The sequence below is a fragment of the Halomonas sp. C10-5 genome (assembly GCF_057169305.1).
In genome coordinates this window covers 2773096-2797496 of the sequence record NZ_CP175665.1, presented here as the reverse complement: position 1 = coordinate 2797496, position 24401 = coordinate 2773096, and the positions used below count along the sequence as shown (strand labels likewise).

At 66.9% G+C, this 24401-nt stretch carries 19 protein-coding genes; 7 read left to right on the top strand and 12 right to left on the bottom strand.

The features are described 5' to 3' along the window. Nucleotides 1-3 precede the first annotated feature (3 nt). On the top strand, nt 4-1125 hold the full coding sequence (locus ACJ7IV_RS13055) for a phospholipase D-like domain-containing protein (RefSeq protein WP_483864763.1): 1122 nt from the start codon (nt 4-6) through the stop codon (nt 1123-1125). Nucleotides 1126-1239: 114 nt separating this feature from the next. Here the strand turns inward: ACJ7IV_RS13055 and ACJ7IV_RS13050 are convergent, their stop codons facing one another. Beyond that, entirely contained in the window at nt 1240-1878 is a 639-nt protein-coding gene (locus ACJ7IV_RS13050) for a YecA/YgfB family protein (protein WP_483864762.1), read from the bottom strand. 82 nt (nt 1879-1960) lie between these two features. On the opposite strand from ACJ7IV_RS13050, the gene ACJ7IV_RS13045 reads away from it, so the two are divergent. The 3 genes from ACJ7IV_RS13045 to ACJ7IV_RS13035 all read left to right on the top strand — a co-directional run bounded on the left by ACJ7IV_RS13045 (nt 1961) and on the right by ACJ7IV_RS13035 (nt 5511). Further along, nucleotides 1961-2521: a SprT family zinc-dependent metalloprotease gene (locus ACJ7IV_RS13045; RefSeq protein ID WP_483864761.1), complete on the top strand. Its 561-nt coding sequence runs from the start codon at nt 1961-1963 to the stop codon at nt 2519-2521. Nucleotides 2522-2690: 169 nt separating this feature from the next. Further along, nucleotides 2691-4640: an acetate--CoA ligase gene (acs, locus tag ACJ7IV_RS13040; protein ID WP_483864760.1), complete on the top strand. Its 1950-nt coding sequence runs from the start codon at nt 2691-2693 to the stop codon at nt 4638-4640. A 208-nt stretch (nt 4641-4848) separates the two neighbouring features. Beyond that, entirely contained in the window at nt 4849-5511 is a 663-nt protein-coding gene (locus tag ACJ7IV_RS13035) for a LuxR C-terminal-related transcriptional regulator (protein WP_483864759.1), read from the top strand. Between the two features lie 239 nt (nt 5512-5750). On the opposite strand, the gene ACJ7IV_RS13030 is transcribed toward ACJ7IV_RS13035, so the two are convergent. The 4 genes from ACJ7IV_RS13030 to ACJ7IV_RS13015 all read right to left on the bottom strand — a co-directional run bounded on the left by ACJ7IV_RS13030 (nt 5751) and on the right by ACJ7IV_RS13015 (nt 12458). After that, nucleotides 5751-9695, bottom strand: coding sequence for a hybrid sensor histidine kinase/response regulator (locus tag ACJ7IV_RS13030; RefSeq protein WP_483864758.1), 3945 nt, complete (start codon nt 9693-9695; stop codon nt 5751-5753). Between the two features lie 66 nt (nt 9696-9761). Then, entirely contained in the window at nt 9762-10280 is a 519-nt protein-coding gene (locus ACJ7IV_RS13025; protein ID WP_483864757.1) for a hypothetical protein, read from the bottom strand. Between the two features lie 114 nt (nt 10281-10394). Beyond that, on the bottom strand, nt 10395-12191 hold the full coding sequence (locus ACJ7IV_RS13020; protein WP_483864756.1) for a sodium:solute symporter family protein: 1797 nt from the start codon (nt 12189-12191) through the stop codon (nt 10395-10397). A gap of 6 nt (nt 12192-12197) precedes the next feature. Further along, nucleotides 12198-12458 (bottom strand): DUF4212 domain-containing protein, encoded by a 261-nt coding sequence (locus tag ACJ7IV_RS13015; RefSeq protein WP_161431234.1) that lies wholly within the window; start codon nt 12456-12458, stop codon nt 12198-12200. A gap of 566 nt (nt 12459-13024) precedes the next feature. Between ACJ7IV_RS13015 and ACJ7IV_RS13010 the strand changes: the two genes are divergently transcribed. The 3 genes from ACJ7IV_RS13010 (at nt 13025) to ttcA (ending at nt 16495) form a co-directional block, all read left to right on the top strand. Continuing rightward, a complete protein-coding gene (locus ACJ7IV_RS13010; RefSeq protein WP_483864755.1) occupies nt 13025-14845 on the top strand; it encodes a DUF294 nucleotidyltransferase-like domain-containing protein in 1821 nt (606 codons plus the stop codon). Between the two features lie 34 nt (nt 14846-14879). Beyond that, a complete protein-coding gene (locus tag ACJ7IV_RS13005) occupies nt 14880-15506 on the top strand; it encodes a 3'-5' exonuclease (RefSeq protein WP_483864754.1) in 627 nt (208 codons plus the stop codon). A gap of 83 nt (nt 15507-15589) precedes the next feature. Then, a complete protein-coding gene (ttcA, locus tag ACJ7IV_RS13000; RefSeq protein ID WP_483864753.1) occupies nt 15590-16495 on the top strand; it encodes a tRNA 2-thiocytidine(32) synthetase TtcA in 906 nt (301 codons plus the stop codon). A 135-nt stretch (nt 16496-16630) separates the two neighbouring features. Here ttcA and fnr read toward each other — a convergent pair whose 3' ends face one another. From fnr to ccoG, 7 genes are all read right to left on the bottom strand, one after another. Then, the gene (gene fnr / locus ACJ7IV_RS12995) at nt 16631-17374 is read right to left on the bottom strand and encodes a fumarate/nitrate reduction transcriptional regulator Fnr (protein WP_483864752.1); all 744 of its coding nucleotides are present in this window, start codon (nt 17372-17374) and stop codon (nt 16631-16633) included. Between the two features lie 108 nt (nt 17375-17482). Further along, nucleotides 17483-18823, bottom strand: coding sequence for a radical SAM protein (locus ACJ7IV_RS12990; RefSeq protein WP_483864751.1), 1341 nt, complete (start codon nt 18821-18823; stop codon nt 17483-17485). Nucleotides 18824-18914: 91 nt separating this feature from the next. Then, entirely contained in the window at nt 18915-19619 is a 705-nt protein-coding gene (locus ACJ7IV_RS12985) for a sulfite exporter TauE/SafE family protein (protein ID WP_483864750.1), read from the bottom strand. Continuing rightward, nucleotides 19619-19909, bottom strand: coding sequence for a cbb3-type cytochrome oxidase assembly protein CcoS (gene ccoS, locus ACJ7IV_RS12980; RefSeq protein ID WP_483864749.1), 291 nt, complete (start codon nt 19907-19909; stop codon nt 19619-19621). The genes ACJ7IV_RS12985 and ccoS overlap by 1 nt, the downstream gene beginning before the upstream one ends. Continuing rightward, a complete protein-coding gene (locus tag ACJ7IV_RS12975) occupies nt 19906-22392 on the bottom strand; it encodes a heavy metal translocating P-type ATPase (RefSeq protein WP_483864748.1) in 2487 nt (828 codons plus the stop codon). Before ACJ7IV_RS12975 ends, ccoS begins: the two co-directional genes overlap by 4 nt. Nucleotides 22393-22407: 15 nt before the next feature. After that, nucleotides 22408-22911 (bottom strand): FixH family protein, encoded by a 504-nt coding sequence (locus tag ACJ7IV_RS12970; RefSeq protein WP_232912263.1) that lies wholly within the window; start codon nt 22909-22911, stop codon nt 22408-22410. 1 nt (nt 22912) lies between these two features. Beyond that, nucleotides 22913-24352, bottom strand: a complete 1440-nt coding sequence (gene ccoG / locus ACJ7IV_RS12965; protein ID WP_483864747.1) for a cytochrome c oxidase accessory protein CcoG — start codon at nt 24350-24352, stop codon at nt 22913-22915. Between the last annotated feature and the right edge of the window lie 49 nt (nt 24353-24401).

Here is a 24401-nt window from a genome sequence, read left to right as displayed (position 1 = left end):
GCCATGCACGGGATCTGGCGAGATGGCAATGACTTCGAGCTGCTGCCTGAGGCAAGCCGCTTCCTGCCCGCCATGTTCGAGGCCATCGAGCAGGCGCGGGCCTCGATCCTGATCGAGCTCTACCTGATGGAGTCGGGACGGCTGGCCTCGGCGCTGATCGATACCCTGGTGCGGGCTGCCGAGCGCGGCGTGACGGTGCTCCTGCTGCTCGACGGTTACGGCGCCATGGGCCTGTCGGGGCACGATCGCCAGCGGCTCGAGGCGGGCGGCGTGGCCCTGCGCTTCTTCAACCCGCTGGGGCTCCACTCCCTGGCACGCAACCTCACCCGTGACCATCGCAAGCTGGTGGTGATCGACGGCCGTGTCGCCTTCACCGGCGGCTTCGGTGCCGTGGACGAGTTCCTGGACGCCTGGTACGAGGTGGCGGTGCGCATCCAGGGGCCGGTGGTGGCCGACTGGGTGCGTCTGTTCAGCCGCCTGTGGGATTCCCCGCTGACGCGCGGTCGTGGCCCCTCGGGTCTGGTGCGCGGACTGTCGACCGTGACCCGCGCCGAAGATGGTTACCGCGGCATGCGCGGCCGGGCGATCTGGGGGCAGGGATATCGCTACCAGGCGATACGCCACTCGCTGCATGGCCGGGTGGAGCGTGCGCGCCGCCGGATCTGGATCTGCACACCCTACTTTGCGCCGACCTTCAGCCTGCGCCTGCGCCTGGCGAGGGCGGCCCGGCGAGGTGTCGACGTGCGCCTGCTGCTGCCCGGCGAGTACCACGACCACCCCGGCGTTCGCTATGCGGGGCAGCGCTTCTACGGGCGCCTGCTCAAGGCCGGGGTGCATATCCACGAGTTCCAGCCGACCTTCATTCACGCCAAGTTCTCGCTGGCCGATGACTGGGTCAGCCTGGGGTCGTGCAACTTCGATCACTGGAGCCTGCACTGGAACCTGGAGGCCAACCAGGAGGTGGATGACCGGCGCTTCGCCGGCGAGGTGGCGCAGCTCTTCGAGCGCCACTTCGCCGCCAGTCAGGAGATCGAGCCACGGCTGTGGGCGCAGCGTCCGCTATGGCAGCGCCTCAAGGAGTGGCTGTTCGGCACCCTGGACGGGATGCTGACCCGCCTGCGTTAGCCGGGCTACGCCCGGAGCTGCAAGAGCGTCGCTTCGCTCCTGGAAGCTATAAGCTGGAAGAAAATCTTGCCCCCAAGGCGGGTGACATCAGCTTTCCGGTTTCCGGCTTCTAGCCTACGGCTTACGGCGGCCGGCGGGCTTCTTCCTGCGCGGGGTGGGCTTGGGCGTCTCCGGCGGCACGCGGTAGTGCAGGTAGAGGTCGAGCACGAGCTCGGGAAGCTGGCGTACCAGCCCCTCGAGGCGCGCGGTGTCGGCGACGAACTCGGCCATGTCGGGCTCGTCGTCGAACAGGCCGGAGAGCGCCATGAAGGGCAGCAGCAGGGTGGCGGCGGCTTCCTCATCCTCCTCGAACCAGGCCGTCTCGTCGAGAAAGACCCCCTCCATGAAACCGGCACACCAGTCGCCGATGGGCGTCTCCTCCGGGGCAATGCCGTCCAGGGTCTGCTCGAAGGGCAGTTCCGGCAGCAGACCCTGCTCCAGGGCGGCGATGGCGTTATGGCGCAGCCGCTCCAGCAGGCCGAGGATGACCTCGCGCTCGGCGTCGTCGGCGAAGGTCGGCTCCCCCTGGAACAGCTCCGCCACCCAGGCCGCCGGCGGCACCTCCCGGGGACTGACCGCCAGGGCCACCAGGAAGCCGTGGGTGCCGATCAGGTCCAGGGCATCCTCGGGAACCCGCTCCGAGGCCAGGAAATCATCGAGATGATCGAGCTGGTCATCGTCGAGCAGGGGTTCGGGCTGCGGGGTATCGGACATCGAGACTCTCTCACGCTGGTTGACGGGCTCACGCTGGTGACGGGGCTTTACGCCCGTGGGGTCAGGCGGCATTCTAGCATTCATGAAGCGTGCCGCGTTGCCTCACCCCGATCCCGACGCCCTCGCCGCCCTCGGCCCGACCGACCTTTCGCGAGTCCTCAGTGAGCGAGTCGAGGCGGCCTGGGAGCTGTGTCGCGAGGTGCATCCCCACCTGCCCAGGCCTCGAGTATGGCTCGACCTGCGCGGCCAGTGCGCCGGCCAGGCGCACTTCGGTCGCGGGGGGTTGCGCTTCAACCCGGTGCTGTATGCCGAGAACCGCGTGGACTTCCTGGTCGATGTGGTGCCCCACGAGATGGCTCACTGGCTGGTCCACCACCTGGAAGATGGCCGGCGGGCACGGCCCCACGGTCACGAGTGGCAGACGGTGATGCGTCGGCTGTTCGGGCTCGAGCCGCGTACCACCCACCGCTTCGATACCGGCCGCGCCAGTCCGACGCCGCATCGCTACGTGTGCGGCTGTCGCGAACATGGTTTTACCCCTCGGCGCCACGCCCTGGCCAGCCAGGGGCGTCGCTATCGCTGCCGAAAGTGTGCTCAGACCTTGGTCTATCACCCTGGGTCGGCGTTTGAAAATGCTAGATAACCTGTTGTTATAAAAAGATTTTTTGATCATACCAATGTCTAAGAGGAAGGCCGGCGCCAAGGCGTTATGCTGGCCGCACTTCCATGGCACTGGCGGCAACGACAATCTCAATGCTGGTCGCCGGTTTCCACCCACCTGACGGGGCCACCCCAAGGACAGAGGCAACTCCATGAGCGAACAACAGAACATCTATCCGGTGCGCGATGCCATCGCCGCCAAGGCCTGGGCGGACAAGGAAAAGTACCAGGCGATGTATAAGCAGTCCGTGGACGACCCCGATACCTTCTGGGGCGAACAGGCCAAGCGCATCGACTGGGTCAAGTTCCCGACCAAGATCAAGCACACCAGCTTCGATCCCCACAATGTCGATATTCGCTGGTTCGAGGACGGCAGCCTCAACGCCAGCGCCAACTGCCTGGATCGTCACCTCGAGAAGCGTGGCGATCAGACTGCCATCATCTGGGAAGGCGACGATCCCAACGACTCCGCCCACATCAGCTACCGCGAGCTGTACGAGCGCACCTGCCAGCTGGCCAACGCACTCAAGGCCCAGGGCGTGAAGAAGGGCGACGTGGTCACCCTCTACATGCCGATGATTCCCGAGGCTGCCGTGGCCATGCTGGCCTGCGCCCGCATCGGCGCCGTGCACTCCGTGGTCTTCGGCGGCTTCTCGCCGGACGCCCTGGCCCAGCGCATCATCGGCGCCAACTCCAAGCTGGTGATCACCGCCGACGAGTCCGTACGCGGTGGCAAGCAGGTGCCGCTCAAGGACAACGTCGATGCGGCCCTGACCCGCGACGGCACCGAGGTGTGCCAGAAGGTGCTGGTGGTCAAGCGTACCGGCGGCGAGATCGAGTGGAAGGAGGGACGTGACCTCTGGTACCACGAGCAGGTCGATAGCCAGCCTACCGACTGCGCGGCGGAGGAGATGAACGCCGAGGATCCGCTGTTCATCCTCTACACCTCCGGTTCCACCGGCGCACCCAAGGGCCTCAAGCACACCACCGGCGGCTACATGGTCTACGCCAGCCTGACCCACCAGTATGTATTCGACTATCAGGATGGCGAGGTCTACTGGTGCACCGCCGACGTGGGCTGGGTCACCGGTCACAGCTACATCGTCTATGGCCCGCTGGCCAACGGCGCCACCACTCTGATGTTCGAGGGCGTGCCCAGCTATCCGACCCACGGCCGCATGGGCGAGGTAGTCGACAAGCACAAGGTCAACATCCTCTACACCGCGCCCACCGCCATCCGCGCGCTGATGGCCCATGGCGAGAACGTCATGGACTCCAGCAAGCGTGACAGCCTGCGCATCCTCGGCTCGGTGGGCGAACCCATCAACCCCGAGGCCTGGGAGTGGTACTACCGGGTGATCGGCAACTCCAACTGTCCCATCGTCGATACCTGGTGGCAGACCGAGAACGGCGGCATCATGATCGCTCCGCTGCCCGGCGCCACGGATCTCAAGCCGGGCTCCGCCACCCTGCCGTTCTTCGGCGTGCAGCCGGCGCTGTACGACAGCGAGGGCAAGGAGCTCAAGGGCGCAGTGGATGGCAACCTGGTGATCACCGACTCCTGGCCCGGCCAGGCGCGCTCCATCTGGGGTGACCATGAGCGATTCACCCAGACCTACTTCTCCACCTACCAGGGGGTCTACTTCACCGGCGATGGCTGCCGCCGCGACGAGGATGGCTACTACTGGATCACCGGCCGTGTCGACGACGTGATCAACGTCTCCGGTCACCGCATGGGCACCGCCGAGATCGAGTCCTCGCTGGTGGCCCACGACGCCGTGGCCGAGGCTGCCGTGGTCGGCTTCCCCCATGACATCAAGGGGCAGGGTATCTACATCTACGTCACCCTGAATGACGATGCGGAGCCCTCCGATGAGCTCAAGAAGGAGCTCACCCAGTGGGTGCGCAAGGACATCGGGCCGATCGCCTCGCCGGACGTCATCCAGTGGGCACCGAGTCTGCCCAAGACGCGCTCCGGCAAGATCATGCGCCGCATCCTGCGCAAGATCGCTGCCAACGAGTGCGATGGCCTGGGTGATACCAGCACCCTGGCCGATCCGTCCGTGGTGGACGAGCTGATCGAGCATCGCGCCAACCGCTGAGCCGCCGCGACGAGCCCGCCTCGTCGTCACCTGAGCCTGGCGAGCCGGCCCCCACGGGGCCGGCTTCTTTTCGGCTATCGGAAATATTGTCGACAATGTGCGCGCGAGGCTTGGGAATCGCCTCTCCCATGGGGTAACATGCGACTCAACGAAGAAGAGCCCGTGTGGCGGTCGTCGATCCGCTGCCAGAGGAACCGGAGGAGAATCCATGGCCTTTGCCCAGAAATTCATCGTCGCCGATGACCATCCGCTGTTCCGCGCAGCCCTCACCCAGGCACTGCGTCAGCTGGCGCCCCAGGCCGAGATCGTCGAGTCCGACACCATGGAGGCTACCGCCGAGGTGGTGACTCGCCACCCCGATGCCGACCTGATCCTGCTCGACCTGCACATGCCGGGCGCCCACGGTTTCTCGGGCCTCATCCAGCTGCGTGGCCAGACCCCGGACATTCCGGTGGCGGTGGTCTCGGGCAGCGACGAGCCCTACGTGGTGCGCCGCGCCATCGACTACGGTGCCTCCGGCTTCATCCCCAAGTCCTCCTCGCTGCAGCTGATCGCCGAGGCAGTGGGCGAGATTCTGGATGGCGAGGTGTGGTTGCCGGCGGAGCTGGCCGCTGCCATCGGTGAGGCCGACGAGGAGGAGACCAAGTTTGCCGAGGCGATCGCCTCGCTGACCCCGCAGCAGTTCCGGGTGCTCAACATGCTTACCGAGGGCCTGCTCAACAAGCAGATCGCCTACGAGCTCAGCGTCTCCGAGGCCACCATCAAGGCCCACGTCACCGCCATCCTGCGCAAGCTGGGCGTACACTCCCGCACCCAGGCGGTGATCGCCGCCCAGAAACTCGAGGTGGAGCCGCCGAAGGTGGAGTCGTAGCGCCAAGGCGCAAGCTTCAAGTAAACGCAGAAACCCACCGTCAGGTGGGTTTCTTGCTTGTGGTAGGTGTTTGAGAACCACTTCAGTTGCTCGAGGCTGTCCCGGCGACAGGTCTGATCGGGGGCGCTGTGAACCCCTCCCTGGGCGCTACCTCGGCCATCCCTGGTCCTCGGACCCCCTCCAGACCTGCCCCCGGCGCCTCTCGCTGCACCATCAGAGCGACGAACTCGTCCCGTGTTCTACTTCGCTGCCCGGCTGGCCTGCAGGGTGCGGGTGAGCAGGGCGCGCAGGGCGGCGGGGCGCACCGGCTTGAGCAGCAGCTGGTAGCCGGCGCGCTTGACCTCCTCGGCGACCTCCTCGGTGCGGTCGGCGGTGATCACGATGCCGGGCACCGCGCCCTCCAGCCGCTCGCCGAGGGCCTCCAGGGCCATCAGCCCGGTGACCTCGTTGTCCAGATGGTAGTCGGCGAGTATCGCGTCCGGGTCGCCATCGAGGTGGCGCAGCACCGACTTGGCGCCACCGATGCTGGTGGTGGTGAAGACCTCACAGCCCCACCCGGAGAGCATCGCCTTCATGCCCTCGAGGATCAGCGTCTCGTTGTCGATGCACAGGATCCGTGTGCCGGCGAGCTTGTTGCCAGCACGGCGCGGGGCGGCCGCTTCCTCGGCCTGTTCGGCCTCGCTGCGCGCGGCCACCACCGGCACGCTGACCGAGAACATGGTGCCGTGACCCTCTCGGGAGCGCACCGTGATGGGGTGGTCCAGCACCCGGCTCATGCGATCGGCGATGGAGAGCCCCAGGCCCAGCCCCTTCTCGCTCTCCTTGTGGCGCGAGGCCTGGTCGAGGCGGCGGAACTCCTGGAAGATCTCCGCCTGCTTGGAGGCCGGGATGCCGGGGCCGGAGTCCCACACCTGGATAGAGAGGCGGTCCCCCTGGCGACGGCAGCCCAGCAGCACCCGTCCCTCCTGGGTGTAGCGGATGGCGTTGGAGAGGAAGTTCTGCACGATGCGACGCAGCATCTGGGCGTCGCTGTCGACCCACTGGCGGGTCGGTACCACCACCAGGTCGAGGCCGCGGTCCTCGGCCATCACCTCGAACTCGGCGCGTAGCGGGCGGATGATATCCGCGAGGGCGAAGTGGCTGCGGCGCGGCGTCAGGGCGCCGGCATCCAGCTTGGAGATGTCGAGCAGGGTGCTGAGGAGCTCCTCGGCGGCCTGCAGGGAGTTGTCGATATGGCCGATGGTGCGCTTCATGTCGCTGGCATCCATCTCCTGGGAGAGCGCCGAGGTGAACAGGCGGGCGGCGTTCAGCGGCTGCAGCAGGTCGTGGCTGGCGGCGGCCAGGAAGCGAGTCTTGGAGGCGTTGGCATCCTCGGCCAGCTGCTTGGCCTGGCGCAGCGCCTGCTCCGCCTCGGCGCGCACCCGGTTCTCCTGGCGCAGCGCCGCGTTGGCCTCGGAGAGCGCCTGGGTGCGCTCGCGTACGCGCTCCTCCAGGGTCTCGTTGGTCTCCTTGAGGGCGATCTCCGCGAGGCGGCGCTCGGTAATGTCCTGGTAGAGGGCGAAGAAGCCGAGAATCGCGCCGCTGTCGCCGAAGTGGGGGGTGTAGGTCACCAGCATGTAGCGGCGCCCCTCGGGGAGCCGGATCGAGACCTCGAAGCTGACCCGCTCGCCGGACAGCGCCCGCTCGATCCACTGCTCCCGCTCCAGGGCCATCTCGGGCGGGATGACCTCCTGCACGCGCTTGCCGATCACCGCGTTGCGGTCGATGCCGAAGGCCTGCTCGTAGGCGCGGTTGGTGAAGAGGTAGCGACACTCCTTGTCGAAGTAGGCGATCAGCGCGGGGACGTTGTCCGTGTAGATGCGGATGTTGTTCTCCGAGCGGATCAGCGCCTCCTCGATGCGCTTCTGCTGGGTGATGTCCTGGTAGGTATAGACGAAGCCGCCGCCGGGCATGGGGTTGCCCTGGACCTCAAGTACGCTGCCGTCCTGGCGGTAGCGCACGTAGCGGTGAGGCTGGCCCTCGCGGATGTTGTCGAGCAGCAGCTGGACATGCTCCTCGGGATCGCCGGGGCCGTACTCGCCGTTGTGGGCGTTGTAGCGAAAGATCTTGTCGATCGGGGCGCCGACCCGGATCAGGTGGTCGGGGAAGCGGAACAGCTCCAGGTAGCGCTGGTTCCACACCACCAGGCGCAGGTTCTGGTCGACCACGCTGATGCCCTGGTTGATGTTCTCGATGGTGGCCTGGAGCAGGGCGCGGTTGAATTCGAGTACCTGGGAGGCCTCGTCGACGATGGAGATGACGTCGGAGATGCCGATGCCGCGTCCCTGCAGCGCCGAATTGACCACGATGCGCGCCGAGGAGGCGCCGAGAACCGAGGCCAGGAAGCGCTCGGTGAACTGGATGATGTCGATGGAGGCGCGGGTACCATCTTCCAGCGGTTTGCCGCTGCGCCGGGCGTAGTCGTCGAAAGCCCGGCTGACCTGGCCGGCGCCCAGGAAGCGTTCGCACAGTACCTTGAGGTCGCCCACCGTGGTGGCGCCGGTCCAGGGGCGGTTCACCGAGGTCTGGCGGGTCTCGACGCTGTCGACGAACAGCGAGGCCTGGATGCGTTCCACTACTCGCTGGGAGGTGACCTGGGAGACGAAGATGTAGCAGAACAGGTTGACCCCCAGCGACAGCATCACGCCGTGGGTGAAGCTGTCGCCGACGTTGAGGCCGAACAGCGAGGTGGGGGCGAGCCAGGCCACGCCGAGCGGGCCGCCCGCCAGCCACTCGGCGGGCAGTACATCGGCGCCGATCATCGCCGGCATCAGCAGGCTGTAGGCCCAGATGGCGAAGCCGGCGTTCATGCCGACGATCACCCCCAGGCGGTTGCCACGCTTCCAGTAGAGTCCGCCGATCAGCGCCGGGGCGAACTGGCCGGCGGCGGCGAAGGAGAGCATGCCGATGGAGGCCAGCGAGGTGAATTCGCCGATCAGCTGGTAGAAGCCGTAGGCCATGGCCAGCACCGCGCCGATAGTGATGCGCCGCGCGCGCAGGACCAGGCGGCCATAGTCGCGGGCCTTGGTATCGAACCAGCGCAGCCGGAAGAGTGCCGGGATGACGATCTCGTTGGAGATCATGATCGATACCGCCACGGCGGCGACGATCACCATGCCGGTGGCCGCCGAGAAGCCACCGATGAAGGTCAGCAGGGTCAGCCAGGTGCTGTCGGCAGCCATGGGCAGGGCCAGCACATAGCTGTCCGGTTCCACGTCGCCGCCGGCGAACAGGGTCAGGCCGGCGGCGGCCAGGGGCACCACGAAGAAGGCGAAGGCCAGCAGGTAGAGCGGGAACAGCCAGCGTGCGGTGCGCGCGTCGTCGCGGTGGGTATTCTCCACCACCGCCACGTGGAACTGGCGCGGCAGGCAGAGGATCGCCAGCATCGCCAGCAGGGTCTGGGCCCAGAAGCTCTGGCCGAAGTCCTGCTGGGCCAGCTGGCGCTGCAGCTCGAGCTGGCTCTCGGCGCGTGCCAGCAGGTCGCCCAGCCCGTCGAACATGCCCCAGGTGACATAGGCCCCCAGCGCCATGAAGGCGAGCAGCTTGACCAGCGACTCGAAGGCCACGGCGTGGATCAGCCCCTCATGGTGCTCGGTGGCGTCGGTGTGGCGGGTGCCGAAGAGGATGGCGAAGGCGGCCATCACCAATGCCACGTAGAAGGCGGTATCGGCGAACAGCGGCGCGCGGGTGATATCGGTGTCGGCCGTCAGCACGCTGAAGGAGGTGGCCACGGCCTTCAGCTGCAGGGCGATATAGGGCAGGGTGCCGATCAGTGCCACCAGGCTGGCGAAGGCCGCCAGCGACTGGGTCTTGCCATAGCGCGAGGCGATGAAGTCGGCAATGGAGGTGACGTTCTGGTGCTTGGCGACGCGGATCATCTTGGCCAGTACCGGCCAGAACAGCAGGAAGGTGAGGATCGGCCCCACGAAGATGCTGGCGAAGGACCAGCCGCCGCTGGCGGCCTGGCCTACCGCACCGTGGAAGGTCCAGGAGGTGCAGTAGATGGCCAGTGCCAGGCTGTAGATGATCGGCCGTCGCTGACTGGCGCCGTGGCGCCGGGCATGACGATCGCCGCGCCAGGCGATGGCGAACAGTACGGCGATGTAGAGCAACGATGCGGCGACCAGCAGCCAGCCTGAGAACATGAGCTTCCTCCCTGGGTGTCGCCGCCCATTCTAGGGCAAGGACGCGGCTGAGGGCAGGCGCATGGTTCAGTCGGTTTCCACACAGACGGCGCGGTAGAGCGGGGCCTCTGCTGTCAGGCGACGCATAGCGTCCAGCTGTGGCTGGCGCGACTCGCCCGCCAAGGGCAGGGTCTCGCGGGTGGCGCAGTTCATCAGCCAGGTCTGGTGGCTGACACTGTCCTGGGCCTGCTTCTCGAAGCGGTAGAGCAGGAATTCGACCCGTTTCTCGCCATCCTGCGCCTGGACCGTCATGCCCTGCTCGTCGACCACGCTGAAGGCGGTGGTCATGGGGAAGAGGTAGGTCCAGGGGCGCCAGAACATGGCGTCCTGCTCGGCCTGGACGACGCGGGCGCTTTCCGGCAGCAGCGAGCGCTTGTGCTCGTACCAGCTGTACTCCGTCTGGATCTGGTAACCGAGCATCCCCAGGCCGCCCAGTGCGGGGATGATCCAGCGCGGCAGGCGCTTGCCACTGACCTTGCGCAGCAGCAGGCCGATGCCCGCCGCCCCGAGGCCGGCGAAGATCGCCCCAATCAAGTGCCAAATCATGGTTCACCTTTTCTCAAAGAGATCGGGCTTCCCAAGGGAAGCCCGATCGGTAGGGAGTTACTGGCCCGGCGAGCCGGGCCAGGGGGCCATTATGGCCCAGTAATTGCCGAGACGTCAGTGCTCGGTTGCGGCACCAGCACCCTTGGGATAGCGAACGCTCTCCACCAGGTCCTGGATCTCCTGCGGGGGCTCTTCGGTGGCGGTGGACACCAGGTAGGCCACCGTGAAGTTGAAGATCGCACCCACCGCGCCGAAGGAGAGCGGCGAGATGCCCAGGATCCAGTTATCCGGCGTGTTGGGCAGCATGTTGGTGCCCGGCACGAAGAACCAGCCCAGGTAGGTGAAGATGTAGAGCAGGGTGGCGATCAGGCCGGTCAGCATGCCCGCCACGGCGCCCTTGTTGTTCACCCGCTTGGAGAAGATCCCCATCATCAGCGCCGGGAACAGCGAGGCGCCGGCGATACCGAAGGCCAGGGCCACCGTCTGGGCGGCGAAGCCCGGCGGGTTGAGGCCCAGGTAGGTGGCCAGCAGGATGGCGCCCGCCATGGAGATCCGTGCGGCCAGCATCTCGCCCTTCTCGGTGATCTTCGGGTTGATCATGGTCTTGATCAGGTCGTGACTGATCGCCGAGGAGATGGCCAGCAGCAGACCCGCCGCGGTAGAGAGGGCAGCCGCGATACCGCCGGCGGCGATCAGGCCGATGACCCACGGGGGCAGGTTGGCGATCTCGGGGTTAGCGAGTACCAGGATATCGTTGTTGACGGTCAGCTCGCTGCCTTCCCAGCCACGCGCCTCGGCGGTGTCGGCGAAGTCGGCGTTGCCGTCGTTATAGAGCTGGATGCGGCCGTCGTCGTTCTTGTCCTCGAAGTTGATCAGGCCGGTCTCCTCCCAGGTGCGAATCCATCCCGGGCGCTCCTCGTAGACCAGCGCATTGCTGGCGGCGGCCTCGTAGTCCTCGACCTGGCCGGCCATCTCCGGATAGATCGTGGTGGCGAGGTTCAGGCGCGCCATGGAGCCCACGGCCGGTGCGGTGAGGTAGAGCAGGGCGATGAACACCAGCGCCCAGCCGGCGGACCAGCGAGCATCGGCCACCTTGGGCACGGTGAAGAAGCGGATGATGACGTGGGGCAGACCCGCGGTACCCACCATCAGCGACAGGGTGAACAGCACCATGTTGAGCTTGTTGTCGACGTCCGCGGTGTAGTCGCGGAAGCCCAGGGCGTTGACCACATCGTCGAGCTTCTCCAGCAGCGGGATGCCGGACTCGGTGTGGGTGCTGAACATGCCGAACATGGGGATCGGGTTGCCGGTCAGCTGCATGGCGATGAACACCGCCGGAATGGTATAGGCGATGATCAGCACGATGTACTGGGCCACCTGGGTGTAGGTGATGCCCTTCATGCCACCGAAGACCGCATACAGGAACACGATGAAGGCCGCGATCCAGATGCCCCAGGTGTTGGATACCTCGAGGAAGCGCGAGAAGGCCACGCCGGCACCGGTCATCTGGCCGATGACGTAGGTCACCGAGGCGACGATCAGGCAGATGACGGCTACCAGGCGTGCGGCGTTGCTGTAGAAGCGGTCACCGATGAAGTCCGGCACCGTGAACTTGCCGAACTTGCGCAGGTAGGGCGCCAGCAGCATGGCCAGGATGACGTAGCCGCCGGTCCAGCCCATCAGGAAGGTGGAGTTGGCGTAGCCGCCGGAAGCCAGCAGGCCGGCCATGGAGATGAACGACGCGGCGGACATCCAGTCGGCGGCAGTGGCCATGCCGTTGGTGATCGGATGGACGCCGCCGCCCGCCACATAGAAGTCCTTGGTCGAGCCCGCTCGGGCCCAGATCGCGATGCCGATGTAGAGGGCAAACGAGGCCCCTACGAACAGCAGGTTGATTGCAAATTGACTCATGCTGTCTTACTCCCCGAGTCCGAATTTCTTGTCGAGTTGGTTCATTCGCCAGGCGTAGAAGAAGATCAGGCAAATGAATGTCAGGATCGAACCCTGTTGGGCGAACCAGAAGCCCAGGTCGGTGCCACCGACCGGGATGCCGGCGAGCAGCGGCCGGAACAGGATGGCGCAGCCGTAGGAGACGAAGGCCCAGACGACCAGGCAGCCAGCGATCAGGCGCACGTTGGCCTTCCAGTACTCGGTTGAGTCGACTTTCTCTTCTGCCATGTCGTGTTCTCCACTTGTTGTTGAGCTAGGGAACTTGTGCAGTCGTTGGTTGAGGGATCACCAGGGCAATCGCACGCCCCCGGCCGCGAGGCGCATTGGTGTCGTGCGATTGCCCTGCATGATGCAGGTGGATAGTGGTCAATGAGTGGCAAAAATGAATCCCAGACTTTCGTATCATGAGAATAAAGCAATTCAACGCGTTTTATAAAAATCGTTTTTTTTCAGAGTGTTGAATTGATTGTTTTCGTGAAATGCCGGGAGCGGCGGTGGCAGGATAGAACCATGGTATATCCTGTTCTCCTATGACCTTTGTCTAGGAATGAATGGGTGGGATAGGACCATGGTCTAAGCGGTGCTCGGTCGATACGATCGTCTAGCTTATCGGCGAGGTGTCGTCGTTGTTATGCTCCAGAGAAGTACCGATGTGTCATCGGCATCATCGACAGCCGATCACGCCTGCGGAAACCAATAACAATGCCGCCGCTGAAGCCGCCCCGGGTCGCCGCCGAACGACGTCCGGGGTAGGGGTCTTCCTCGCAGTGGTGGCCGATCCGTGAGGTCCAGCCATGGTCGATCTCGATCTTTCCCAGCCGCCGTTCACGCTGCTCGACGACGCTGGTCGCGAGCGCGTGCGTCAGGGTGTCGATCTGGCCTACTTCGACCGCGACGAGATCATCCTCGAGGCCGGCCAGCCCGGCGAGTATGTCTTCATTATCCACAAGGGCGAGGTGGCCGAGATCGATACCACCCAGCCCGCGGCTCGGGAACGCATCGGTCATTACACCCAGGGCGACCTGTTCGGTGCCATCAGTATCCTCAATGGCAAGAGTCGCTATCGCTTTCGCGCCGAGCAGGAGAGCCTTTGTTACCTGCTGCCCAAGGCGCTGTTCCTCGAGCTGTGCGATGACTGCCCGCCATTCGCCGAGTTCTTCCGCCAGACCCTGGCTCACAAGGCCCGTCTGCTTACCGAGCAGCGCGCCGAGGGCGGGGTGACCATGGCCGGCTTCATGCTGGCGGCGGTGGACGAGTGCATGCGCGAACCGCTGGTGGTGCCCGCCACCACGACCATTGCCGAGGCGGTGGCCACCATCAACGAGCGGCGTGCCGACTCGCTGCTGGTGGCGCGTGACGGCGGCCACGGCATGATCACCAAGACCGACCTGCTCAATGCCCTGGTGGTGGACGAGCTCGGTCGCGACTCTCCGCTGGAGGGGCTGGGCCATGGCGAGCTGATCACCGTGGCGCCCGGGCAGTACCTGTTCGAGGCGCTGGTGATCATGACCCGCCACAAGGTGGAGCGGGTGGTGGTGATGGAGCAGCAGCGCCCGGTGGGGGTGGTGGAGCTGACCGACGTGCTCAGCTACTTCTCCAGCCGCAGCTACGTGGTCAGCCTGCAGGTGGAGCAGGCGGAGAGCCTGGAGGCGTTGGCCGCCGCCAGTCGCCGCACTCCCGAACTGGTCAGCGCGCTGATGGCCCAGGGGGTCAAGCTGCGCTTCGCCATGGGGCTGCTGGCCGCACTCAACGGGCGGATCATCAACAAGGCCTGGGGGTTCCTGGTGGATGAGCGCTACCACGCCGGTAGCTGCCTGATGGTGATGGGCAGCGAGGGGCGCGGCGAGCAGATCCTCAAGACCGACCAGGACAATGGTCTGATCCTGGCCGACGACCTCGACTGGCCCGATTGCGCCGAGCAGATGCAGCGCCTGACCGACACCCTGATCGAGCTGGGCTATCCGCCCTGTCCCGGCAACATCATGGTCTCCAACCCCGAGTGGGTGGGCACGGTCAGCCAGTGGCAGCGACGCATCGCGCGCTGGATCGAGGCCCGCGACGGCGACAGCCTGATGAAGCTCGCCATCATGCTCGACTCCCATGCGGTGGCGGGCAATCCGGCGCTGCTCGACCGGGTGCGCGACGACCTCTTCGCCCAGTGCGCCGGCAACGAGTTGCTGCTCTCCTACTTCGCCCGCACCATCCTGCGCTTCTCCACGCCGCTGACCCTGTTCGGTTCGCTCAAGCGTCCCCAGCACGGCATCGACATCAAGAAGGGCGGCATCTTTCCCATCGTCCACGGCGTACGAGTGATGGCCCTGGAGCGCGGCATCCGGCCCACCTCGACCCTGGAGCGCCTCGATGCCCTGGCCGACGACGGTCGCCTGGAACCGCGCTTCGCCGAGGACCTGGCCGAGGCGCTGTCGCTGTTCACCGAGCTGCGCCTCAAGCAGCAGCTGTCTCGCCGCGAGGGCGATGACGACAACCGCAAGCCCGACCGGGTCGTGGTCCAGGAACTCTCGTCACTGGAGCGCGACCTGCTGCGCGAGGCGCTGCATATCGTCAAGGACTTCAAGCAGCGCCTCTCGCATCGCTTCCATCTGGAATACTCATGAACCGACGGAACGACAACGACACAAGGAGCCCGTCATGCTCAAGGTCCTGAGGCGCGCCGCGGACCGAAGGCGCCATGCCAACGGCGAGTACGCTTGGCTGTTTCACCCCTATACCGGCGAGGAGATGGTGGTTATCGACACCGAGACCACCGGCCTGGATACCCGCAGTGCGGAGCTGGTGTCGATCGCCGCGGTGCGGGTGCGTGGCGACCGTATCCTGACCAGCGAGTCCCTGGACCTGCGCCTGAGGCGGCCCGACACGCTGACCGGCGACTCCATCCGCATCCATGGCCTTCGCGGCGTGGATCTCGACAACGGCGAGAGCATCGATGCCGCCCTGGCGCGACTGCTCGACTTCGTCGGCAATCGCCCGCTGGTGGGCTGGCACCTGGGATTCGACCTGGCGATCCTCAATCGCGAGCTGCGCCCGCGTTTCGGCTTCGAGCTGCCCAACGCCACCGTGGACGTGGCCCAGTTGTGGCGACGTCGGCTTTGGCGCCGGCACCCGGAGATCGACAGCCTGCCGCGCTTCGAGGCTGTCGCCGAGCGCCTGGGGGTGCCGGTGATGGGGCGTCATACCGCCCTGGGCGATGCGGTCACCACCGCGCTGATGTTCCTGCGCCTGGAGCGGGGCCACGCCAGCGGCGACCAGTTCGCCTGAGCGTGCCGGCGTCGCCTGGCGGCGGCGCCGATGGTAGGATGGGCGCCCTCCCATTTTCGCCCGCACTGGCAGCGCCAAGACCCATGCAAGACGCCGTGATCTTCGACCCCCGTGAGCGCCACGCCGCGCCCTCAGCCCCCGAAACGTCCGATGCCCCCGATGCACGGGCGAAGCGCGAGTTCAACAAGCTGCACAAGCGCCTGCGGCGCCAGGTGGGCAATGCCATCATCGACTACGGGATGATCCACGAAGGTGACCGGGTGATGGTGTGCCTCTCAGGTGGCAAGGACAGCTACACCCTGCTCGAGATCCTGCGCAGCCTGCAGCGCAACGCCCCGGTGAGCTTCTCGCTGGTGGCCGTCAACCTCGACCAGAAACAGCCCGGCTTCCCGGAGCACGTGCTGCCCGAGTACCTGGAGGGCACGGGCGTCGAGTACCATATCCTCGAGCGCGACACCTACTCGGTGGTCAAGGAGAAGACCCCGGAAGGCAAGACCACCTGCGCGCTCTGCTCGCGGCTGCGGCGCGGCTCCCTGTACGGCTTCGCCGAGGAGATTGGTGCCACCAAGATTGCCCTGGGCCACCATCGCGAGGATATCCTCGAGACGCTGTTCCTCAACATGTTCTTCGGTGGCAGCCTCAAGGCGATGCCGCCCAAGCTGCTCTCCGATGATGGCAGGAACATGGTGATACGGCCGCTGGCCTATTGCCGCGAGGCGGATATCGCCGAGTTCGCCCGGCAGATGGCCTTCCCGATCATCCCCTGCAACCTGTGTGGCTCCCAGCCCAACCTGCAGCGGCAGCTGGTCAAGGAAATGCTCGCTGAGTGGGAGGCGAAGCACCCCGGGCGCCTGGAGAGCATGTTCAAGGCGGTGACCAACGTCGCCCCCTCGCAGCTGGCCGACCGCGAACTGTTCGACTTCGCCGGGCTGGAGGAGAAGCAGGCGAGGATGCAGGCCAGTCGGATCGAGATCCGCCAGGAGTCTTAGGCGGGAAGGGCCCGGGCTTCGCCGGGGAGCTTGAAGTTTCGAGAGCGGCGCTTCGCGCCTGGAAGCTGGAAGAGAAATCGCCCCCATGGCCTTGCCATGGGGGCGATTTCATTCAGGCGGCCGACCCGCTTCCAGTTAGTGCGCGCCCTCTTCCTCGGCCAGTCGAGTCAGCGACGGCAGGTCGAGGATATTCACCTCGCGCCCGGAGACAGCCACCAGGCCCTGGGTCTGGAAGCGTCCGAGGATGCGGCTCACCGTCTCCACCGCCAGGCCCAGATAGTTGCCGATATCGGCCCGCGACATGGAGAGGCGGAAGCTGTAGGGGGAGTAGCCGCGCCGGCGAAAGCGCTCGGAGAGGCTGGTGAAGAAGCTGGCCAGCCGCTGGTCGGCGGTCTTGCGCGACAGCAGCCGCATCATGCGGCGGTCGTCGCGCAGCTCCTTGCTCATGCTGCGGTAGAGCTGGCCGCGCAGTTCCGGCAGCGACTCCGAGAGGTGGTCCAGGCGGTCGAAGGGGATCTCGCAGACAGTCGTGGTTTCCAGCGCCACCACGGTGCCGGGGTAGTGCTCCTCGTCGATGCCGTCGAGGCCCACCAGCTCGCTGGGCAGGTAGAAGTTGGTTAGCTGGTCCTCGCCGCTGCCCTCAGTGGTGACCTGCTTGAGGCTGCCGGAGCGAACCGCGAACACGCTGGTGAAGGGGCTGTCCTGGCGGAACAGCGCCTCGCCCTTCTTGAGCGGCGCGCGGCGCCGGATGATGGCGTCGAACTGGTCCATGTCCTCCACCTCCAGCGCCAGTGGCAGGCAGAGCGAGCTCAGGCTGCAGGTCTGACAGCGTGTCTCCTGCAGCACCGAACGCCGTCGGCCGGTGAGGGTGTCAGCCATGGCCCTTTCCTTCTTGATCGTGGTCATGGGCCCATTATGGAGCAAAGCGCGGGCAGGGCAAACCACCCTGGACAGGGTAATGGAGAACGACGCCGCCCCGAGGCGGGGTCAGGTGGTCGGCGGAGGAGTGAATGCCTCGAGGATGCGGGGCAGCCGCCAGTGTCCCTCGGCGGTCAGCACCATCCCGTCACCCGTGAGTTCAACCAGCCCCTCGGCGCGCAGCGCCTCCAGGCCGGAGCCCGTCACCAGGGCGGCAGGATCGATGGCGCGACCGCAGAGCAGTGTCTCGAGCGTCTCACGATAGCGCTGCTGCTCGGCCGTGAGGCGTATGCCGCGGGCAGCGGGCAGGCGACTGGCATCCAGGGCTTCTTCGTACTCCGCCAGGCTGTCGGTGTTGCGTATCCACAGATCGCCGATGCGGCTGGTGGCGCTCATGCCGAGCCCCAGCAGGTCGCCGGCGGGGCCCTGGGTAAAGCCCAGCGGGCCGTGACCCAGGGTACCGCTGGCCTGGGCCTGGGCCAGGCGGTCAGTGTGGCGTGCATAGAGGCCGAGGCCGATATGCACGTAGCCGGCAGCATCCAGTCGGCCACGCGCCTCTGCCAGCAGCCGCCGGCGTGTCGCCGCGTCGGGCAGCCAGTCGCGGTGGATGGCACGCTGGGCCAGATGACGCTCGGGGCGGTGGTGGTAGCGGTAGAGACGGATGCGTGCCGGGGCCATGCCGATCACCTGCTCCAGGGTATCGGCGAGGCCCTGCGGTGTCTGGAAGGGCAGGCCGAGCATCAGCGACAGCGTCAGTTCCCGGAAGCCAAGGCGGTCGGCCTCGTCGACCAGCGCCTCGGTCAGGGCGCGTGGCTGGATGCGATTGATGGCCTGCTGGACCCGGGGGTCGAGTTCCTGCACACCCAGGTTCAGGCGGTTGAAGCCCAGTGCCTGCAGGTGGCGCAGGGTGAGCATGTCCGCCTCTCGGGGGTCGAGCTCGATGCTGAAGTCGCGCTCCCGGGCACCGGAGAGGCCCAGGCGGGCATCCAGACGGTCGAAGAGGTCGCTCATCTGGTCCAGGGCAAGGAATGCCGGCGTCCCGCCGCCCCAGTGCAGACGCATCACCGAGGGCAGGCCGGTGAGTCGGCGCCGGGCCAGCACCATCTCGCGGTCGAGCCGCGACAGATAGGGCTCGGCCTGGCGGTTGTTGCGGGAGGGCACGCACTGGCTGGCGCAGAAGCGGCAGGCATGACGGCAGAAGGGCAGGCGTACCTTTACCGCCAGGGGCGCCTCTGCCGGGCGGTCGGCGAGGGCCGACTCCAGTGCCGGGGCGCCGACGCTGTCGCGATAGTGGTGTGGGCCGGGATAGGCGACCTCGGCGGCAGATACCAGGTCGCCCGCGCCGGGCAGCGGCTCTCGAGGCGGACTCGAGGCCCCGAAGGGGGCGGTGCGCTTGGCGTGAACGGACATGGGGCGACTCCGGGTCGTGAACATACTCCCCATGCTAGGGTGCCGCGGCCAGGCAAGCGTTGAGCTGCGTCAATCCCGCGTGGAATAGTGATCAGCCAGCGTGTCCACCTTCCAGGGGGAGCAGCTGCCACAGCTGCCAGAGCGCGAAGGCGATGATCGACAGCGCGGCGATGCTGCGGGTGGCCGGGTGGCGAATCAGCCCTGCCAGCTGGCGGGCGGCGAGCCCGGTGGCCAGCAGCGCCGGCAGGGTGCCGAGCCCGAAGGCGCCCATCAGCAGCGCGCCGTACAGCGGGTCGGCCATGGCCAGGCTCCAGGCGAGCATGGAGTAGACCAGTCCGCAGGGCAGCCAGCCCCATACCGCCCCCAGCGCCATCGCCTGGGGCACCCTGACCACCGGCATCAATCGCCGCCCGATCGGCTCCAGATGGCGCCACAGGCGCTTGCCCACCGCCTCCACCCGCAGCAGCCCCTTCCACCAGTCGGCGATATACAGCGCCATCAGGATCAGCATCACAGCGGCGAAGCCCTGTAGGACGAGGCGCGCGGGGGCGGTCAGCGAGAGCAGGGTACCCAGTGCCGCCGCCAGGGCGCCAGCAACCATGTAGCTGGCGATGCGTCCCAGGTTGTAGCCCAGCAGCAGGCCGCCGAGGCGCGCCGGCGAGCGCATGCTGGGGGGCACCGCGAAGGAGAGGGCGCTCATGATGCCGCCGCACATTCCGATGCAGTGGGCGCCCCCCAGCAGGCCGAAGACGAAGGCTGCGGCGAAGGGCGGCAGGTCGAGCCCGGTCGGATCCATCAGCGCCTCTCGCCCCGCTGTGGCGGCGTCGCCGGCCCGTTGTCACCGTGCTTGGCGTGACGCGCTTCGGCGCCCGCGTCGTCTCCCGTCTCGCCGTTTTCCTGGCCTTCCTTCCCGGCTTGTCGGCGCTGCGCCAAGGGGGCGTCGTTCTCGTCGTCATCGAAGAGGATGCGATAGGCCGGCCCCTCCAGGTCCTCGAACTGATCGTGCTTCACCGCCCAGAAGAAGGCCCAGACGGCCAGGCCAAGCAGGATCAGCGACAGCGGGATCAGCAGGTAGAGAATGCTCATGGGTTGACCTCCGAGGGCGTGGCGGCCGGGGCAGCGGACGCATCGGCGAGGCGGCTGCGGAAACGGTTGAGGCGCAGGGCATTGCCCACCACCACCAGGGAGCTGGCCGACATGCCGATGGCGGCCAGCCAGGGGGGCACGATGCCGATGGCGGCCAACGGCATCGCCGAGGCGTTGTAGACCACCGACCATAGCATGTTCTGGCGCATCACCCGACGGGTGGCACGGCACAGTTCCACCGCCTCGGCGATGCGTGACAGGCGCGGACTGAGCAGGATGGCGTCGGCGCTGGTGCGCGCCAGGTCGGTGGCACCGTTCATGGCGATGGCCACGTCGGCGCCAGCCAGCACCGGCACGTCGTTGATGCCGTCGCCGACCATGGCGACCCGTTCGCCTTCGGCCTGGCACTCGCGGATGCGTTCCAGCTTGCGTTCGGGGCTGGCGCTGCCCTCCCAGGTCGCGATGCCCAGGCGGCTGGCCAGGCCTTCGGCAGCCCCGGGAGTGTCGCCGGAGAGCAGTTCCACGGCGAGGCCGAGCTCCTGCAGCATGGCTATCGTCTCGGCGGCGTCGTCACGCACCTGGTCCTGCAGCCGAAACCAGCAGCGCGGCTCGCCATCCTCGGCCAGCAGCAGCCACTGGCCCTCCCCGGGTGGAACCGGAGACGCCTCGGGGGCGGCAAAGTCCGCACGGCCTAGCCGCCAGGCGCGACCGTCCAGCTGCCCCTCGAGACCCTTGCCGGGGCGGCTGGTGACCCGTTCGGCGTGCCGGTCGGCATCCCGGTAGGGGTGGAAGGCGCGGGCGATGGGGTGTTCGGATCGCGCCTCCAGGGCGGCGGCCAGGGAGCGCGCCCGCTCCACCTCCAGTCCCCCCAGCGGGCGCGTCTCCACCAGGCTCATGCGGCCGGTGGTGAGGGTGCCGGTCTTGTCGAGGATCACCCGATCGACCTGGGAGAGCGCCTCGATGGCATCGGCGCGGGTAACCAGCACGCCACGTCGGCGCAGCTGGCCGTGGCCGGCGGTGAGGGCGGTGGGGGTCGCCAGGGCCAGGGCGCAGGGGCAGGTCACCACCAGCACCGAGAGGGTGACCCACAGCACCCGCGAGGGGTCGATGAACCACCAGACGATGGCCACGCCCAGGGCCACGAACAGCAGCCTGAGCACGAACAGGTGGGCCATGCGCGCGGCCATCTGGGCGAGCCGCGGGCGGCTGGCGAAGGCGCGGTCGGTGAGGTCGACGATGCCGGAGACCCGGGCATCGCGGCCGGCATGGGTCACCCGCACCACCAGCGGGCTCTCCACGTTGTGGCTGCCACCGGTGACGGCATCGCCGAGGCGACGGGTCACAGGCAGGTACTCGCCGGTGAGCATCGATTCGTCGAGGCTCGATTCGCCCTCCTCGATCACGCCGTCGGCGGGTACGGTGTGGCCGGGCTTGACCAGTACCCGGTCGCCGGCGGAGAGCTCGCCGGCGGGCAGGATTCTCTCCTCGCCCGCGTCGGTCAGGCGGATCGCCGAGGGGGGCAGGGCGCCGGCCAGGGCGTTGCCGGTATGGCCGCTGCGGCGCCGGGCGCGGGCCTCCACATAGCGCCCGAAGAGCAGGAAGAAGGTGAACATCGCCACCGAGTCGAAGTAGACCTCTCCCATACCGCTGATCACCGCATAGCTGCTGGCCAGATAGGCGCCGCCGATGGCGATGGAGACCGGTACATCCATGCCCAGCACCCGGGTGCGCAGATCGCGCAGCGCATTGCGGAAGAAGGGCAGGGCGGAGAAGAACACCACCGGGGTGGCCAGGGCGAAGGAGAGCCAGTGGAACAGGGCGAGGAAGTCCTCGCTGATCTCCCCGGGGCCGGCCACGTAGATGGGAATCGAGAACATCATCACCTGGGCCATGCCCACCGCGGCGACGATCAGACGGCGCACGGTCATGCGCTCCTCGCGCTGCAGTCGCGCCTGGGCCTCGTCGGGTTCCCAGGGCTGGGCCTGGTAGCCGATGGCGGCCATCTCGGCGAGGATCCGCGACAGTTTAACCTCCTGCGGGTCCCAGCTGACGCGTACCCGGTGGTGGGTGAGGTTGACCGCGCTTGCGGCGATCCCCTGCAGGGCGTTGAGGCGATGCTCGATCAGCCAGGCGCAGGCGGCACAGGTGATGCCGTCCACCGCCAGGGTGGCGTGGACGCGTCCGCTATCGTCCCCCTCAGGATGCACGAACTGGCGCTGCAGGCCGGGATCGTCGAATACCGCCCAGGTCTCGGCCCGGGCGGCGTCGCGGTCATCGGGGCGCTCCGGCAGCTCGGTGCGGAAGCGGTAGTAGCTGGCCAGCCCGCCATCGACGATGGCGTGGGCCACCGCCTCGCAGCCGGGACAGCACAGCGGATGGCGGGTGTCGTCCAGGGTGATCGACCAGGGGGCCCTGGCGGGCACCGGGTTGCCGCAGTGGTAGCAGGGTGCGTCGCGGGAGGTGTCGGCGGTGTCGTTCGTCATGTCACAGGCGCCGGGCTAGAGGCCCGGTTCCAGGGCGGCCTCGTCGTCGCTGGGGAAGCTCCCCTCGCCGGTCAGTCGCCATTCGGCCCCTTCCCCGGCCTCGGGCTGCAGCTGCAGGTACCAGCGGTGGCGCAGCGGCTCGTCCAGGGTGGTGACGTAGCGACCCTCGCGTACGTGCTCGAGGGTGAGTTCGCGGTCGAAGTCGCTGTCGGTGGGGAAGATCAACGCCAGGTGCAGTCGATCAGGCTGGCGCGGCCCCTCCAGGTCCACCACCACATCGCCGGTGCGGTTGTCGACCCGCAGGCGGGCCTTGAGTCCCAGCTCCTGGGCGTGCTCCTGCTTGGCCAGCTGCTCGTTGATGGCCAGGCCACGCTTGTAGTAATCGCCGCCCACCGAGCCATCGTAGTAGCGGATCGAGAGCGTTAGATAGACCAGGCTGAAGGTGATGGACGACAGCAGTAGCCCGATCAGGAACCAGGGCCAGAACTGTTTGTACCAGGGCTTGATATCTTCGCTCATCTTATCTCCGCAGGTCGCCGAGGAAACGCGCCTCGCGCTCCAGGCTGATGTCGGGTGACTGTTCGGCGGTCAGCCGCAGGGTAATGGCGTGGCTCGGCTGCTCGATGGCATCCCCCGGCGCGGTGATGGTGATTACCCGCTGGCGGGAGTCGCTGGCCGGGACCCGGATGCTGTCGGTGTCCAGCGTCAGCCCCGGTAGGCCGGAGGCCTCCAGGCGATACACGTGGGCCTCGGCGTCCATGTTGCGCACCGTGATGGCATAGCTGTTGCTGATGCTCCCGTCGGCAGTGGTCTGGAACAGCCGGTTGCGGTCGCGCTCGACATCGAAGGAGAGCGGGGTGCGGTCCCCCACCGCCCAGACGAAGAGGCCGATCATCACCAGCAGGGCGGCGAGGTAGCCCATCAGACGCGGACGCAGGATATGGGTCGGCTTGCCCTCCAGGGCGTTCTCGGTGGTGTAGCGGATCAGCCCGCGGGGGTAGCCCATCCTGTCCATCACGCTGTCGCAGGCGTCGATGCATGCGGCACAGGTGATGCACTCGTACTGCAGGCCGTCGCGGATGTCGATGCCGGTGGGGCAGACCTGCACGCAGAGGTCGCAGTCGATGCAGTCGCCGTGGCCGGCGGCGCGGGCCTCGGCGTGGGAGAGGGTCTTCCTGCGTGCGCCGCGCGGTTCGCCACGGGCCTCATCGTAGGAGACGATCAGGGTGTCGCGGTCGAACATCACCGACTGGAAGCGGGCGTATGGGCACATGTAGATGCACACCTGTTCGCGCAGCCAGCCGGCGTTGAGGTAGGTGAAGACCAGGAAGAAACCGACCCAGAAGTAGGACCAGCCATGGGCCTCGAGGGTCGGCAGTTCCACCACGAGCTCCTGGATGGGGGTGAAGTAGCCCACGAAGGTGATGCCGGTGGCCAGGGCAATGGCCAGCCAGATGAGGTGCTTGGCCCCCTTGCGCCACAGCTTGTCGGCATTCATGGGCTGCTTGTCGAGCTTGATGCGCCGGTTGCGCGATCCTTCCAGGCGATGTTCCACCCAGATGAACAGGAAGGTCCAGACGCTCTGCGGACAGGTGTAGCCACACCAGACGCGGCCGGCGAACACGGTGATGAAGAACAGGCCGAAGGCGCAGATGATCAGCAGCCAGGAGAGCAGCATGAACTCCTGGGGGTAGAAGGTGGCCGAGAAGATATGGAACTCGCGGCCGGGGAGGTTGAACCAGATCGCCGGGCGATCACCCCAGGGGACCCAGGGCAGGATGAAGAAGGCCAGCATCAGCACCCAGTTGGAGGCCCGGCGCAGGCGCTGGAAGAGCCCCTTGATCTCGCGCACATAGATGTGGCGGCGGCTCGCGTACATCTCCTGGGTGACGGCTTCCTGTGGGGTATGACGCTCCACGGGATCCGGGGTGACATCGTGGGTCGGAATCTTGTTGCTCATGGCGGGCTCGCGTCAGGAAGGTGGGATCCATTGTATCGATGCGCTGCAC

Coding starts and splice junctions, on each gene's coding strand:
- ACJ7IV_RS13055 (WP_483864763.1), top strand. CDS start 4: ATGCACGGGATCTGGCGAGATGGCAATGACTTCGAGCTGCTGCCTGAG.
- ACJ7IV_RS13050 (WP_483864762.1), bottom strand. CDS start 1,878: ATGTCCGATACCCCGCAGCCCGAACCCCTGCTCGACGATGACCAGCTC.
- ACJ7IV_RS13045 (WP_483864761.1), top strand. CDS start 1,961: ATGAAGCGTGCCGCGTTGCCTCACCCCGATCCCGACGCCCTCGCCGCC.
- acs (WP_483864760.1), top strand. CDS start 2,691: ATGAGCGAACAACAGAACATCTATCCGGTGCGCGATGCCATCGCCGCC.
- ACJ7IV_RS13035 (WP_483864759.1), top strand. CDS start 4,849: ATGGCCTTTGCCCAGAAATTCATCGTCGCCGATGACCATCCGCTGTTC.
- ACJ7IV_RS13030 (WP_483864758.1), bottom strand. CDS start 9,695: ATGTTCTCAGGCTGGCTGCTGGTCGCCGCATCGTTGCTCTACATCGCC.
- ACJ7IV_RS13025 (WP_483864757.1), bottom strand. CDS start 10,280: ATGATTTGGCACTTGATTGGGGCGATCTTCGCCGGCCTCGGGGCGGCG.
- ACJ7IV_RS13020 (WP_483864756.1), bottom strand. CDS start 12,191: ATGAGTCAATTTGCAATCAACCTGCTGTTCGTAGGGGCCTCGTTTGCC.
- ACJ7IV_RS13015 (WP_161431234.1), bottom strand. CDS start 12,458: ATGGCAGAAGAGAAAGTCGACTCAACCGAGTACTGGAAGGCCAACGTG.
- ACJ7IV_RS13010 (WP_483864755.1), top strand. CDS start 13,025: ATGGTCGATCTCGATCTTTCCCAGCCGCCGTTCACGCTGCTCGACGAC.
- ACJ7IV_RS13005 (WP_483864754.1), top strand. CDS start 14,880: ATGCTCAAGGTCCTGAGGCGCGCCGCGGACCGAAGGCGCCATGCCAAC.
- ttcA (WP_483864753.1), top strand. CDS start 15,590: ATGCAAGACGCCGTGATCTTCGACCCCCGTGAGCGCCACGCCGCGCCC.
- fnr (WP_483864752.1), bottom strand. CDS start 17,374: ATGGCTGACACCCTCACCGGCCGACGGCGTTCGGTGCTGCAGGAGACA.
- ACJ7IV_RS12990 (WP_483864751.1), bottom strand. CDS start 18,823: ATGTCCGTTCACGCCAAGCGCACCGCCCCCTTCGGGGCCTCGAGTCCG.
- ACJ7IV_RS12985 (WP_483864750.1), bottom strand. CDS start 19,619: ATGGATCCGACCGGGCTCGACCTGCCGCCCTTCGCCGCAGCCTTCGTC.
- ccoS (WP_483864749.1), bottom strand. CDS start 19,909: ATGAGCATTCTCTACCTGCTGATCCCGCTGTCGCTGATCCTGCTTGGC.
- ACJ7IV_RS12975 (WP_483864748.1), bottom strand. CDS start 22,392: ATGACGAACGACACCGCCGACACCTCCCGCGACGCACCCTGCTACCAC.
- ACJ7IV_RS12970 (WP_232912263.1), bottom strand. CDS start 22,911: ATGAGCGAAGATATCAAGCCCTGGTACAAACAGTTCTGGCCCTGGTTC.
- ccoG (WP_483864747.1), bottom strand. CDS start 24,352: ATGAGCAACAAGATTCCGACCCACGATGTCACCCCGGATCCCGTGGAG.